This window comes from Dehalogenimonas sp. NIT-SK1, from assembly GCF_055384165.1.
In genome coordinates this window covers 1,368,711-1,381,237 of sequence record NZ_AP042352.1, presented here as the reverse complement: position 1 = coordinate 1,381,237, position 12,527 = coordinate 1,368,711, and the positions used below count along the sequence as shown (strand labels likewise).

Here is a 12,527-nt window from a genome sequence, read left to right as displayed (position 1 = left end):
AACGGAAACAGGGCGGTTAACATAAACTAAGATACTATTGACTATACTTAAATAGTACCCCTATAATCACTTAGTACTCTCTGGAAAAACAAATATAATGGGAGTAAAGTCTAAGGACTGAAAGGTGGTGACAAACAGAATGAAGTTCCTAAACAATTTAAAACTGAAAAAGTTCCGCAAAGGCCAGAAAGGCTTTACCCTCATTGAGCTTTTGGTGGTCATTGCCATCCTGGGCGTCATCGCCGCCGTGGCTGTGCCGAATATCCTGAGCTTTATGGGTAGTGGCGAGACCGAAGCTGCCAGGGCCGAACAGCATAATCTGCAGGTAGCTGTGGCTGCATATATGGCTGAAGACGGGGAAATAGCATCTGAAGTAACCCTAAATGAAGGGTCTGATGGTGGCATTTTTTCTGCTTATCTGATTAATGATTTATCATTTGCTTGGACAGTCACCACAGGAGGGGAAGTTAATCCTGGATCAGGTAATCCTCTAGAATAGCAAACAACAGTATCGCATACTGAATTAAGAAGCCCTCTTTTCTAAGAGGGCTTCTTTTTATATTGACACATTTACATTGTCGTGTATAATTAGAACAGATTAGAACACCCCGGAAAAGCGATGATTTCAGAAGGGGGATTGATATGTTCAGAGTAGCTTTCCAGCGCGGTTTCACCCTTATTGAAGTCCTGGTTGTGGTGGCTATTCTCGGTGCTATTTCTGCTGTAGCCATTCCCAACCTGCTGGATTTCCGGGATAGTGGTGAGACTGAAGCAGCTAAAGCAGAACGCCATAACCTAACTCTGGCCGTTAGCGCGGCAATGTATGATGTGGAAATGGGTGAGGCAGCTTCATTCGTATTTGATACCACCCCCAGGATTTGGGACCCTGATGGATCAGGTGTAGATAAGGGCAATCCGTCATATTATCTTTATGAGGCTACCCAGTATGAATGGGCTATCAGCTCCAGCGGCTATGTATCTCCGGGAAGCGCGGCTGACGGCAACCCGTTGGGAAGTTGAACGGCAGTCTCCTAAGTAGTAATCCCCATTTCTGCCTCCGCCTTTTCCTGGCCGGCTATTTCTCTGTCTATCCGGTCCGCTGAGAACAGGTAACGTATTCCAAGGTAAATTAGAACACCAGCAGCCAGTTTCCAGAAATAGGGAACCGGGACGAGGTAGATAAAAAAGCCGGCGTGAATGACCAGGAATATGGTGATGGACCATTTTGACAGCCGCATCAATAATTTTGATTGCCACCGGTAGCGGTATCTTGTGATATCCCATAATGACAGGGCAACCGCCAGGCAGATGCTGCCGATAGCCGGGTACAGGTAGAAAATATAGGTGGTCCTGTCCATTACCAGGTTTATCGGTATCCATACCAGGTAAGTCCCGGCAAACCAGGCAATGCTGAAAATAGACGCCTGGTTTCCTTTGCGGGCTTTATAAGCCATGTATATCATAGCCGGGATGGTGAGCAGCCATAAGTTCGGGCTGAGCATGGCCAGGTAATGCGGCTCCGGCCAGTAGGTGATTATTTCCAGGTTAAGCAGCCATTCCCAGGGGCGGCTAAGTAAAATTGAATCAATTTCGGCAAAAGTAGAATAGCTGTTAAGCCTGAGCATTGTTGCGGTTTCGGTTACCGGATTCAAGAACTTCCCCCAGATTATCCAAAGGAGCCCGGTCAGCAGCGTAAGATACAGCACCGGCACAGTTGCCACGGACAGTCCGAACCTTAGCCATTGCTTTCGGCTGGTAATCAGCCAGTGCAATCCGATAACCGGTATCACCAGCACCCCGATAAATTTAGCCAGCGCCGCCAGGGTTATTATTACCGCGGTGGTGAAAAAGCGGCCTTTCAGGTATGTGTAGAATGCAGCCAGCATCAAGGTAACGCTGAAAACGTCCAGCATGGCGATGCTGGATTGCACAAAGCTGAGGTTTTCCAGCGCCAGCAGTGCCGCCGCCAAGCGGGAGCGTTCCAACCGGGTTGGTTCTTCCTTAATGGCTTCCGGGTTGTCGTACAGCCAGGTTTCGGAAGTTGGTTTGGTCTCATCAGCCGTAAGTTGCGCTTGGAAATCTTTGATTATTTCACCTGCCATGTAGCCATTATAACATCAGATGGAATGTGAGTGGCAAGGTATATAGTGATAAGACCAGTACATTTTTGCGGAAAAAATTATTCCAAAAGTGTAACTTTTGCCCATTGACAAATATAGAACAATAATACTATACTGCTATCCGGTTAAGCTAGAACTTTCAATAAACGGCAGCGTCGCTGAGGCGGCCTCCGTCCATCTCCGGTGTTTTATTGGCGGACCTTTCTGGCTTACATAAAGAACAAATGTACGCTGATAGAACGACGCCGGGGAAATACCTGCCATATCCGGGAGACAGATGAGATTAGAGACAAGCGATGAGAGTGATGAATTACCGGAAGAAGATCCGCCCCCGGAGTACTGCAGCTATCCTGATGAAGGCTGTGAACTGGCTCCGGCCTGCCTGGAATGCCACCTGCCGCTGTGCGTCCATGATAACCCGGCGCTGATGCGCCGCTACCTGCGGGACGAGCGTGACCGGGAGATGGCTGAAAAGCGCCGGGCCGGGGCTTTTGTAACTGACCTGGCCCGGCAGTACGGAATGAGCCGCGGCGCCGCTTCACGGGCTATTGCCCGGTATGAAAAGCGCCACGCGGCTGAGGAGAAGAATGAACGTTACGGATAATCTTGTTAATGATGCCGCCTCCCGCCGCCGGCGCTACCGGCGGATGCTGGAGCTGTACCGCGGACGGTCCGCCGTCCGGCCCGGCGGCTCCGGTGAGCCGGGGCTGAACTGCAACTACGCCGCCGCCGCGGTGGACAAGCTGACCGCCTACCTCATGGGCGGGCTGAAAGTCCGGGCTTGCGGTGATGACGCGGCCAGGGTAGGCCGGGCGCAGGAACTCCTTGACGGCTGCGGCCGGGAAAACCGGCTGGAGCGGCTGGACTATGAAACGGAGATTGACGCCGCCGTGCTGGGCGACGGCTGCTACCGGCTGGGCTGGGACGCCGCTGCCGCAGAAGCGCGGGTAACCGCGCCGGACGTGGCCGGCATTGAGGTGGAATACAGCCTGGACGGGGCCGCCGCCGAGCGGGTCACCCTGGAATACGCCGCCTCGTCTGCCGCCGCGGAGCGGGCCTGGGGCTTCCGGGCCGGGGACGGTCCGGTAACGGTGGTTGAGCGCTGGACGGCGGCTGACTACCGGGTAAGCTGCAACGGCAGCGCCGCGGCCGGCGGAGACAATCCCTACGGCTTCATTCCCTTTATTGTCTTTGCCAATCTCTCCCGCCCCAAGTCCCCCTGGGGGATGTCTGACCTGGAGAACCTGGTAAGCGCCCAGGAGGAGCTTGACCGGGCGCTGGGACAGATATCCCGCATCCTGGAGCTGTCCGGCAATCCCATCGCCGTGCTGGAAAACGTGGAGGCTTCCCGTGACATCGCCGTCTCACCCGGGGCGGTGTGGCACCTGCCGGAAGAAGCGCGGGCTTACCTGCTGGACCTGCTCCAGGGCGGCGGCGGACAGCTTCACCTGAGCTATATTGATTTGCTGCTGCGCGTCATCCATGACCTGGCCGAGGTGCCGCGGGCGGCCTTCGGCGGCATCGGGCGTGATATCTCCGGGGTGGCCCTGGAACTGGAGATGCAGCCGCTTCTGCACCGCGTCTGGCGCAAGCGGCTTATCCGCACCGGCGTGTACCGGCGACGGGCGGAGCTGCTGCTGCGGCTCTATTCCCGATACCTCGGCGAGAGCTTAGACGGCATAAGCATTGAGGTTGACTGGGCGCCGGTGCTGCCGCGGGACGTGGCCGCCGAGGCCAATACCGAAAAGACGCTGGTGGCCGCCGGCATCCGCTCCCGCCGGGGCGCCATGACCGGCATGGGCATTGAAGACCCGCAGGCTGAATTTGATAACTGGCTGGAAGAAGAACAGAGAATAAAAAAGACCAGCCCAGGTTCCTCTCCCCTCCGCCGCCCCCAAAACACTAATACCTAAGCACTAATATCTAAACAAATACCAATGACCGAATAATTAAGGTTCAAAAGCTGGTTTTGGATATTTGTACTTTGAAAATTTGAATTTGTTTAGGATTTAGATATTAGAAATTAGAAATTCCCATTCCTTTGTCATTCTCGGCGAAAGCCGGGAATCCACAAAACTGAGAACTGACAACTGAAAACTGAAAACTAATAACTGACTACTAAAAAAGAGGAGGTTTTTTTGGAAAAAACTGAACAACCGGCAGAAAACCCCGCCGCTGAACCGGCGGCAGATGAAAATGAATTCCCGGACTTGTCCCGCGCGCTGGCGGAGCGTGACTCCGCATTGGAACAGGCAGCCGGGAAGCTGGCGGAAACGGTGGCCGCCTACCGCCAGGCAGCCGCGGCACTGAACGCTGACGTGCCGGAGGAACTTATCACCGGTGAGACCGTGGCCGAGGTTGATGACTCGGTAGCCCGCGCCAGGGCGCTGGTGGAAAAGGTAAGGTCATCCGTCAAGGCTCCGGCTCCGCCGCCTACCGTCAATTCCCCCCGCGGTGCGGTAACCGAGCCCCTCTCCGCCGCCGCCAAGATCCGCCGGGGACTGGGGTTCTAAACTGACCACTGACAACTGAGAACTCTAAACTGAGAACTCTAAACTGAGAACTCTAAACTGAGAACTCTAAACTGATAACTCTAAACTGAAAACTGATAACTACCAATGCTGACCCAATCAACACTGAAATCATTCAATGAAGGTGCCTATACCGCCGCCATAAAAGTGGACGGCTCCGCCCATACCTATTTGGAAGGGGTAACGGTGGCCCGACATATTCCGGCCGCCGAGATGACGCCCGGCCGCCGCCTGGCGGTGGTCTTTTTTGACCGCTACCAGCCGGCTTCAGCGATAATCATCGCCGTCTGGCAGCCGTGAAAAACGAATACTGAGCACTTGAATACTGACCACTAAAAACTAATAAACTGACAACTACGAACTATTAACTATGAATCAAAACTTTGAATCAATTGAATCTGTTTGAATTGGCAAAACGACTCACGTTTGAGCACCAAAATCACAAAGCTGGAAAAGATGAGTCGTTTCCCTGAGTTGGCATCAGGGGTGCCAAAACAAAAACAATTCCGGAAAACTGAGAACTGAAAACTCTAAACTAAAAACTCCCCCTGCGTCATTGCGAGCCTACGGCGAAGCAATCTCGGGCCTTATTTTGGTCATTTGAATTTGGGTATTAGGTATTAGGATTTAATAACGTCTGGTCTGTCATTCTCGGCGAAAGCCGGGAATCCATGCCCCCAATGCCCCTGGATTACCCACTTTCGTGGGTAATGACAATGCAGAGGTAGTCTGAACCCTGTTTTTATATTGAACATTGAGATTTGGATATTGTTTGTAATTTGGTATTTGTGAATTGAGATTTATCACGTTTCCCTGTTTTGGTCATTTGAATTTGGGTATTAGGTATTGTTTAGGATTTAGATATTCGATATTAGGATTTAAGCATTAGATATTAGGATTTCTCCAACTGACCACTAAAAACTAATAAACTGATAACCATATACTGAAAACTCTAAACTACTCACTTTCAGCATTCCTCCGGCACCTCAGGCACAGCATCCGGCAGTTGTAAAAATCCAGCGGAGCCTTCGGGTCAATGGGGTAGTAATGGGCTTCGGTATAGCGCCAGAAATAAGTCTTGCAGCGGTAGTTGGGGTGCTCGCGGCAGCCGGCGGTGCATTCACACTGGGCGCCGGCGTTCTGGTAGGCGCGGAGCTTGACCGCATCCGGAAAGTCATATTCGGACATTATCAACCATCCTTACCAGGATTATAAACCATATACGGCATAAGTCAAGACCTGTTTTATATTGACACTACGGAAGGGGGAGCCTAGAATGGCTTTATGAATGATGAACAGCCTTTAACCGGCCACGGCAAACCGGTCTTGCTGGCGGCGCTGGTTTGCGATGCGGCGGTCAAGGACCCGACCAGCGGCAAGATATCCCTCATCGGCATCTTTGACCGGGTGCACGTGGGCAAGTTTCCGTCGAAGCGTCCGGTTTCGCTTTACGCCAAGCTGACCGAGGCCGAGGGAGAATATGAATTCCAGGCCCGATACGTATATTCCAATACCGGTGAAAAGCTGGCCGAGGCCAAGGGCAAGTTCAAGGCTCGCTCCAAGCTGTCCACGGTGGAGCTTAACCTGCAGTTTCCGCCGCTGCCCATTCCCGGCGAGGGGCGCTATGACTTCCAGCTGTGGGTCAACGGCCAGTTCCTGGGGCAGACTTTTATTGACGCGGCGGCCATCAGCCAGCCCGGATAGACGTTATTTTACTTTAAGACCCCTGTCCCGGATCTTTTGCTGGATAAGCGCCAGGTGTTCTTTGGACTCTTCAATCAAGGCCTCAAGCAGTTCCGTTTCTTTCGGGCCCAGGTTGGTAAGGCTCCGGAAAAAGTCTTTTTCTATCAGGCTCTTTTCCAGGTAAAGCGCGGTGGCAAAGGCCTGTTCCATGGTGAACCCCTTGGCAGGCACCGCGGCGATTTCCCGGTTCATATAGGCGTGGAAGGAGTTAATGGCCGGGCTGGAGAAGCGGCCGGTCAGCGTGGCGGATTTTTCTTCCACCGACCGGGACATGTGGTTTAGCCAGCCGGCGTGTTTCATTTCTTCACCTTCCAGCAGGGACCAGAAATCCTTGAGGTCCGGGAACTTGAGGGCGTAGGCGCGGTACAGATCGGCGATAAGGCTCTCGTTGTGGGACAACTGCTCCAGTACATCAGCCGGTTTGTTCATAATTCAGCCCCCAATCAGCAACTTAACATTTTTGATGACCTCATCAGCCGGCACCAGTTCGAAGGATTTCTCGCTGCGCTTTTTAAGCTCCACGCCGCCCTTGTCCAGCGAGCGCGGGCTCACGGTCAGGCGGAGCGGCATACCCAAGAGGTCGGCGTCGTTGAATTTGACGCCGGGGGATTCCGGACGATCGTCGTACAGCACCTCAATACCGGCGGCGGTCAGCTCAGCGTACAGTTTTTCCGCCTGCTCCTTTATGGGTTCCTTCTCCAGCCCCAGTCCTACCAGGTGCACCTGGTAGGGGGCGATGGGCATCGGCCAGATGATGCCCTTGTCGTCATGGTTCTGTTCGATGGCGGCGGCCAGCAGCCGCCCCACCCCGATGCCGTAGCAGCCCATGATGCAGGGCTGCTGGGCGCCTTCAGCGTCGGTAAAATAGGCGCCGAAGGTCTCGGCCAGGAAGGTGCCCAATTTGAAAACATGGCCGACCTCGATGCCGCGGATTGATTCCAGCGTGCCGCCGCAGCGGGCGCAGCGGGCGCCGGTACCGGCCGAGGCGATGTCGGCTCTCTTGGATACGGTGAAGTCCCGTCCCAGGCTGAGGTTTTTCATGTGCCGGCCGGCGATGTTGGCCCCGCCGACATAGTTGACGTTCTCACTGACCGAGTCGTCAGCGATGACCTTGCCGCCGAAGCCGACCGGTGAAGCCGAACCGGCCACCACGCCGGCTGCCGAGACTTCCTCGGCGGCAGCCAGCCGCAGCTCAGCCGCCTTGAGGGCGTTTTTCAGCTTGACCTCGTTGACCTCCAGGTCCCCGCGGATGACGGCGATGACAAACTCTTTGTCGGCCACGTAGAAGACGCACTTGAGCATCCTGTTCCGCGGCAGGCCCAGGAAGTCGGCCACTTCCTCAATGGATTCGCGGCCGGGAGTGGCCACTTCTTCAGCCGGAAGGGGCTCTTCGCTGCCGGCTTGGCCCTTGTCGAAAGCGGCTTTTTCCAGGTTGGCGGCGTAGCCGCAGCCGGAGCAGGAGATGACCTCGTCCTCGCCGGACTCGGCCAGCACCATGAACTCGTGCGATGCCTTGCCGCCGATGGCCCCGGAATCGGCCTCGATAGCCATGGCTTTCAGGCCGCAGCGATGATAGATATTTTTATAGGCCTGCACCATTTTCTGGTAGCTGACCTCCAGGCCGGCTTCATCAGCGTCAAAGGAGTACATATCTTTCATAATGAATTCACGCACCCGGATCAGCCCGCCGCGGGGACGCGGTTCGTCACGCAGTTTGGTCTGTATCTGGTACAGGCGCTGCGGCAGGTCGCGGTAGGACTGGATATACTGGGCCGCCAGGCTGGTGACTACCTCTTCATGGGTGGGACCCAGCGCCAGCGGGCGCTCCTTGCGGTCATTGAGCTTGAAAAGATTGTCCCCGAAGGCGGCGTCGCGCCCGGAACGCTCCCACAGCTCCAGCGGCTGCAGTACCGGCATGGTAATTTCCTGGCAGCCGGCGGCGTCCATCTCGTCGCGGATGATGTCCATAATCTTACGCGAGGTGCGCCAGGCCAGCGGCATATAGGAATAGACGCCGGCGGTCAGCTGGTTGATCATGCCGGTCCTGAGCAGCAGCCGATGACTGACTGTTTCCGCTTCTCCGGGAATCTCCCGCTGGGTCTTGCCGAATAACTGGGAAAATCTCATGCGTTACCTCTGCGTGTGCTCATGCGTATTTCTTCAATGCTGCGCGGTTTGAGTTCCGGCTGCTGCAGGTGCTCTATCAGCTCCAGCCGTTCGTCAGCCCAGTTGAACCAGATGGGGATGCCGCGGCGCCTGAAGTGGGTCAGCGAGCGACGGGTGAAGTCCTCGAAGTCGTCGCAGAAAAAACCGCGGCGCTCGGTTTCCTGCCGCAGGTATGGCCTGAGCCGGTACCAGCAGCGGATGGCGGTGGGCCCGCCCAGCGTCTCGATAGCCAGGTTCTCATTTATCTCCCGGTTGCGGGTTACCGCCCCCAGCAGGTTGAACCAATCCACCAGGTGATCAATGCGCACCCGCTGGTAGTCTGGCAGGGTGTTCCAGCCGTCATGCTTGACGCCGTAGATGCTGCGGATAACCGCCTTGAAATCATCGCTGCGGAAATCGCGGAAAAAGTCCAGCGCCAGCTTGGCGTCATCGCGACGGCGGAACTGCAGGTACTTGGTGATGGCGTAGAAAAAACCGATCGCCAGGATTACTACGGCAATGGCGGCCACCGCCTGCCAGAAAGTTGTGTCCATAATTACCTCCGGAAAATTGCGGGCGGGTACATTCTAGAAGTTTTCGACTTCTTTTAAAAGGGCGGACAGTAAATCCGGCTCGCGGACAACCCGGATTTTTTCGCCGCGGCTGAAGAGTATGGCCTGGCCTTTGCCGCAGGCGATGCCTACATCGGCGTCGCGGGCCTCGCCGGGACCGTTGACGGCGCAGCCCATAACCGCAACCCGGATGGGCTTGTTCACTGACTCCAGCGCCGCGGCCACTTTCTCGGCCAGGGCCACCACGTTGACCTCGGCGCGGGCGCAGGTGGGGCAGCTGACCAGTACCGGACCTTTCTGCCGCAGGTTGAGGCTCTTGAGAATCTCGTATCCGGCGCGGACCTCTTCGGCCGGAGGTGCCGTCAGTGAAACCCGGATGGTATCACCGATGCCTTCCGCCAGCAGGGTGCCGATGCCCACCGCGGAACGGACAACGCCGCTGCGGGGGGTGCCGGCCTCGGTCATGCCCAGGTGCAGCGGATAGGGCGTCAGACCGGCAATAGCCCGGTAGGCGGCCACCGTTTCCGGTACGTCAAAGGCCTTGAGGGATATTTTTATCAGTTCAAAATCCAGGCTCTCCAGCAGCCTGACCTGGGACATGGCAGCGTCCACCATCCGCTGGTGGAGGGGTTTATTGGGCTCAAAATCGGTCGGCAGGCTGCCGCCGTTGACGCCGATGCGGATGGGAATCTGGTTTTGCCTGGCCGCGGCTACCAGCTGCTTTACCCGTGAGGCGTCGCCGATGTTGCCGGGATTGATGCGCAGCCCGTCAACGCCGGACTCAATGGCCATCAGCGCCAGCCGGTAGTCAAAGTGAATGTCGGCGATAACCGGGATGGGGCTTTGCCGCTTGATGGCGCCCAGCGCGGCCGCGGCTTCAGCGTCGGGTACACCGCAGCGGACAATCTCACAGCCGGCGGCTGCCAGTTCCCGTATCTGGGCCACGGTGGCCTCGACGTCCGCGGTAGGCGTCTTGGTCATTGACTGCACGGTAATAGGGGCGTCACCGCCGACGGTGACGCCGCCGATATTGATAACTTTGCTGTGACGTCGGCTATTCATAGCGGGTTAAATACTAATACGCAATATCTAATATCTAAACAATGTCAAAATCCAAATCACAAAGGCTCAAAAACCAGTTTTGTATTTTGGAAATTAGAATTTATTCAGGATTTAGATATTGGTGCTTTGATATTTCTAACTTCCTCCCACAATCCGCATTATATCATTAAAGGTCACCAGGATAATGAGTGATATCAGGAAGGCAAAGCCGATAAAGTGTATTTTACCCTCCAGCTGCGGGTCGATGCGCTTGCCGCGGCGAGCCCATTCTACCACCACGAACAGGATCCGGCCGCCGTCCAGCGCCGGAATGGGCAGCAGGTTGATGATGGCCAGGTTGAGTGACAATAGTGCGGTCAGTTCAAGAAGCGGCGAAAGACCCGCGCGAGCCACGTCTCCGACGATGTCAGCTATGCCCACCGGTCCGGCAACACCGCCTTCCGCGGTACCGGAAACCAGGGATATGATACTGTTTTTGAAAAGAACCAGCAGGTCCATGCTTTCCCGAAAGCCCTTGTTGACCGCGCTGAAGAACGGCTGGCTTTCCTCGGTGATGACCACGTCGTTAGTAGTGGTGCGCAGGCCTACCGCGCCCTGTTCTTCCGGCGGGTCCCAGCGCGGGGTAACGGTAACGGTGGAGACTGACCCGTCAGCGTGCTGGATTTCCATCAGTGAAGGCTCGCCCAGGTTCATGAAGATAACACGCCCCAAAACGGCGTTGTTTTCCAGTTCACGGCCGTCAAAGCTGAGGATAGTGTCGCCTTCGACCACTCCGGCCGCTGCCGCCGGTGAGTTGGGGGAGACTTCAACCACTTCTATCTCGCCGCGGGCTACGTCATGAGGGATGATAAAGGCGCCGGTCAGCAGGATCAGCGGCAGCAGGGCATTGATGATGGCGCCTGAAGCCAGCACGGTGATGCGCTTGGCGTGGCTTTTAGAGGCCAGTGAACCCGGCGCTTCCGGGTCTTCTTCACCGGAAAGTTTAACAAAGCCGCCCAGCGGCAGCATATTAACCGAGTATTCTGTTTCACCGCGTTTCACCGCGAAAAGCCGCGGCGGATATCCGACGCCGAATTCATGCACCTTGACGCCGAAAGCCTTGGCAGTGAAAAAATGACCTGCTTCATGAGCCAGCACCAGTACGCCCAGTACCAGCATGAAAGCTAATAATGTAAATAACAACTAAAGACTCCTTGCCAGTTCAGTTACTTTGTGCCGCGCCCATTTTTCGGCGGCGGCTATACTATCCAACGACCTGATGGCGTCCGGGTTATGTTCATCCAGGACTGCCGAGACCAGGCGCGCGATATCTCGGAAGCCGATGCGTCCCTCCAGGAACAGGTTGACTGCCGCTTCATCCGCGGCCGACAGCACCGCTGGAAAGGTGTTTCCTTTTTTCCCGGCTTCGACGGCCAGTTTGAGGCAGGGGAACCGGTCAAAGTCAGGCCGGGAGAAATCCAGCCGGTTTATTTCAGCCCAGTCGGCCCGGGGCAGTTCTTTGTTGTCCCAGCGGTCGGGATAGGAGAAGGCGTATTGAATGGGCAGGCGCATATCCGGCGGCGAAAGCTGGGCTTTGACCGCCCCGTCAGCGAATTCCACCATGGAGTGCACTATGGATTGCGGGTGGATAACCACTTCAATCCGTTCATAATCCAGGCCGTAGAGGCGGTGCGCCTCGATGACTTCCAGGCCTTTATTCATCAGGGTGGCGGAGTCAATGGTTACTTTTTTACCCATTTTCCAGGATGGATGAGCCAGCGCCTGTTCCGGAGTTACTGATTCAAGCTGCTCCAGTGAGTAATTGCGGAACGGGCCGCCGGATGCGGTCAGTATGAGTTTTTCAGGTTGGGACTTTTCACCGACCAAGCATTGCCAGATTGCTGAATGCTCCGAGTCAACCGGGCGTATCCAGGCACCGTGTTTTTCTGCTTCGGCCATGAGTATATCACCGGCGGCTACCAGGCATTCTTTGTTGGCCAGGGCGATTATTTTGCCGGTTCCAGCCGCGGCCAGCGCCGGTTCCAACCCGGCGCCGCCCGGCAGGGCTATTACCACAATATCAATGTCCGGATGGGCTGCCATCTCCACCGGTGTCAGGCTCTGGGCCCCGCTTTTGTCGAAGTATGTGTGGTTGCAGGATACAAAAAGTGGACGGAATTCAGCCGCCTGAGAGTCGAACAGCTCAATATTCCGGCCGGCGGCAAGGGCGGTAATCTTGAGTTTATCCGGATGGCGGCGAGCCACCTCCAGGGTCTGGCGGCCGATGCTGCCGGTAGAGCCGAGTACAGCCAGGCGAATGTGTTTGGTCATCATATAATAGTACCGCAAAAAGGGCTTTTGAGGCTAATTCGGTG

The 12,527-nt window shown here is 55.7% G+C and carries 15 protein-coding genes; 7 read left to right on the top strand and 8 right to left on the bottom strand.

Going from position 1 to position 12,527, the window contains the following annotated elements; all coding sequences use genetic code 11:
* The first annotated feature begins 139 nt into the window (after positions 1 to 139).
* Both ACZ48S_RS07200 and ACZ48S_RS07195 read left to right on the top strand, forming a co-directional pair.
* The gene (locus ACZ48S_RS07200) at positions 140 to 499 is read left to right on the top strand and encodes a type II secretion system protein (protein ID WP_464212114.1); all 360 of its coding nucleotides are present in this window, start codon (positions 140 to 142) and stop codon (positions 497 to 499) included.
* Between the two features lie 143 nt (positions 500 to 642).
* On the top strand, positions 643 to 1,020 hold the full coding sequence (locus ACZ48S_RS07195) for a prepilin-type N-terminal cleavage/methylation domain-containing protein (RefSeq protein ID WP_464212112.1): 378 nt from the start codon (positions 643 to 645) through the stop codon (positions 1,018 to 1,020).
* 11 nt (positions 1,021 to 1,031) lie between these two features.
* On the opposite strand, the gene ACZ48S_RS07190 is transcribed toward ACZ48S_RS07195, so the two are convergent.
* Positions 1,032 to 2,102 carry a hypothetical protein gene (locus ACZ48S_RS07190; RefSeq protein ID WP_464212110.1) on the bottom strand — a complete coding sequence of 357 codons (1,071 nt, stop codon included), beginning with the start codon at positions 2,100 to 2,102 and terminating at the stop codon, positions 1,032 to 1,034.
* 295 nt (positions 2,103 to 2,397) lie between these two features.
* Here ACZ48S_RS07190 and ACZ48S_RS07185 point away from each other — a divergent pair, with 295 nt between their 5' ends.
* The 4 genes from ACZ48S_RS07185 to ACZ48S_RS07170 all read left to right on the top strand — a co-directional run bounded on the left by ACZ48S_RS07185 (position 2,398) and on the right by ACZ48S_RS07170 (position 4,951).
* Positions 2,398 to 2,724, top strand: coding sequence for a hypothetical protein (locus ACZ48S_RS07185; protein WP_464212108.1), 327 nt, complete (start codon positions 2,398 to 2,400; stop codon positions 2,722 to 2,724).
* Positions 2,708 to 4,033 carry a phage portal protein gene (locus tag ACZ48S_RS07180; RefSeq protein ID WP_464212106.1) on the top strand — a complete coding sequence of 442 codons (1,326 nt, stop codon included), beginning with the start codon at positions 2,708 to 2,710 and terminating at the stop codon, positions 4,031 to 4,033. Before ACZ48S_RS07185 ends, ACZ48S_RS07180 begins: the two co-directional genes overlap by 17 nt.
* 225 nt (positions 4,034 to 4,258) lie before the next feature.
* Positions 4,259 to 4,633 (top strand): hypothetical protein, encoded by a 375-nt coding sequence (locus ACZ48S_RS07175; RefSeq protein ID WP_464212104.1) that lies wholly within the window; start codon positions 4,259 to 4,261, stop codon positions 4,631 to 4,633.
* A 105-nt stretch (positions 4,634 to 4,738) separates the two neighbouring features.
* Positions 4,739 to 4,951, top strand: coding sequence for a hypothetical protein (locus ACZ48S_RS07170; RefSeq protein ID WP_464212102.1), 213 nt, complete (start codon positions 4,739 to 4,741; stop codon positions 4,949 to 4,951).
* Between the two features lie 657 nt (positions 4,952 to 5,608).
* Here ACZ48S_RS07170 and ACZ48S_RS07165 read toward each other — a convergent pair.
* Positions 5,609 to 5,839, bottom strand: a complete 231-nt coding sequence (locus tag ACZ48S_RS07165) for a hypothetical protein (RefSeq protein ID WP_464212100.1) — start codon at positions 5,837 to 5,839, stop codon at positions 5,609 to 5,611.
* A gap of 96 nt (positions 5,840 to 5,935) precedes the next feature.
* Here ACZ48S_RS07165 and ACZ48S_RS07160 point away from each other — a divergent pair, with 96 nt between their 5' ends.
* Complete coding sequence (locus ACZ48S_RS07160; protein WP_464212098.1) at positions 5,936 to 6,355, top strand: DUF6941 family protein; 420 nt, start codon at positions 5,936 to 5,938, stop codon at positions 6,353 to 6,355.
* A gap of 3 nt (positions 6,356 to 6,358) precedes the next feature.
* Here the strand turns inward: ACZ48S_RS07160 and ACZ48S_RS07155 are convergent, their stop codons facing one another.
* From ACZ48S_RS07155 to dxr, 6 genes are all read right to left on the bottom strand, one after another.
* A complete protein-coding gene (locus tag ACZ48S_RS07155; protein WP_464212096.1) occupies positions 6,359 to 6,823 on the bottom strand; it encodes a hypothetical protein in 465 nt (154 codons plus the stop codon).
* A 3-nt stretch (positions 6,824 to 6,826) separates the two neighbouring features.
* Complete coding sequence (locus tag ACZ48S_RS07150; protein ID WP_464212094.1) at positions 6,827 to 8,521, bottom strand: proline--tRNA ligase; 1,695 nt, start codon at positions 8,519 to 8,521, stop codon at positions 6,827 to 6,829.
* Positions 8,518 to 9,093 carry a hypothetical protein gene (locus ACZ48S_RS07145; RefSeq protein ID WP_464212092.1) on the bottom strand — a complete coding sequence of 192 codons (576 nt, stop codon included), beginning with the start codon at positions 9,091 to 9,093 and terminating at the stop codon, positions 8,518 to 8,520. Before ACZ48S_RS07145 ends, ACZ48S_RS07150 begins: the two co-directional genes overlap by 4 nt.
* A gap of 33 nt (positions 9,094 to 9,126) precedes the next feature.
* Positions 9,127 to 10,173, bottom strand: coding sequence for a flavodoxin-dependent (E)-4-hydroxy-3-methylbut-2-enyl-diphosphate synthase (gene ispG / locus ACZ48S_RS07140; RefSeq protein ID WP_464212090.1), 1,047 nt, complete (start codon positions 10,171 to 10,173; stop codon positions 9,127 to 9,129).
* 135 nt (positions 10,174 to 10,308) lie between these two features.
* Positions 10,309 to 11,355 carry a M50 family metallopeptidase gene (locus tag ACZ48S_RS07135; RefSeq protein WP_464212088.1) on the bottom strand — a complete coding sequence of 349 codons (1,047 nt, stop codon included), beginning with the start codon at positions 11,353 to 11,355 and terminating at the stop codon, positions 10,309 to 10,311.
* Entirely contained in the window at positions 11,356 to 12,483 is a 1,128-nt protein-coding gene (gene dxr, locus ACZ48S_RS07130) for a 1-deoxy-D-xylulose-5-phosphate reductoisomerase (RefSeq protein ID WP_464214586.1), read from the bottom strand.
* Positions 12,484 to 12,527: the final 44 nt, after the last annotated feature.

Coding starts and splice junctions, on each gene's coding strand:
- ACZ48S_RS07200 (WP_464212114.1), top strand. CDS start 140: ATGAAGTTCCTAAACAATTTAAAACTGAAAAAGTTCCGCAAAGGCCAG.
- ACZ48S_RS07195 (WP_464212112.1), top strand. CDS start 643: ATGTTCAGAGTAGCTTTCCAGCGCGGTTTCACCCTTATTGAAGTCCTG.
- ACZ48S_RS07190 (WP_464212110.1), bottom strand. CDS start 2,102: ATGGCAGGTGAAATAATCAAAGATTTCCAAGCGCAACTTACGGCTGAT.
- ACZ48S_RS07185 (WP_464212108.1), top strand. CDS start 2,398: ATGAGATTAGAGACAAGCGATGAGAGTGATGAATTACCGGAAGAAGAT.
- ACZ48S_RS07180 (WP_464212106.1), top strand. CDS start 2,708: ATGAACGTTACGGATAATCTTGTTAATGATGCCGCCTCCCGCCGCCGG.
- ACZ48S_RS07170 (WP_464212102.1), top strand. CDS start 4,739: ATGCTGACCCAATCAACACTGAAATCATTCAATGAAGGTGCCTATACC.
- ACZ48S_RS07165 (WP_464212100.1), bottom strand. CDS start 5,839: ATGTCCGAATATGACTTTCCGGATGCGGTCAAGCTCCGCGCCTACCAG.
- ACZ48S_RS07160 (WP_464212098.1), top strand. CDS start 5,936: ATGAATGATGAACAGCCTTTAACCGGCCACGGCAAACCGGTCTTGCTG.
- ACZ48S_RS07155 (WP_464212096.1), bottom strand. CDS start 6,823: ATGAACAAACCGGCTGATGTACTGGAGCAGTTGTCCCACAACGAGAGC.
- ACZ48S_RS07150 (WP_464212094.1), bottom strand. CDS start 8,521: ATGAGATTTTCCCAGTTATTCGGCAAGACCCAGCGGGAGATTCCCGGA.
- ACZ48S_RS07145 (WP_464212092.1), bottom strand. CDS start 9,093: ATGGACACAACTTTCTGGCAGGCGGTGGCCGCCATTGCCGTAGTAATC.
- ispG (WP_464212090.1), bottom strand. CDS start 10,173: ATGAATAGCCGACGTCACAGCAAAGTTATCAATATCGGCGGCGTCACC.
- dxr (WP_464214586.1), bottom strand. CDS start 12,483: ATGACCAAACACATTCGCCTGGCTGTACTCGGCTCTACCGGCAGCATC.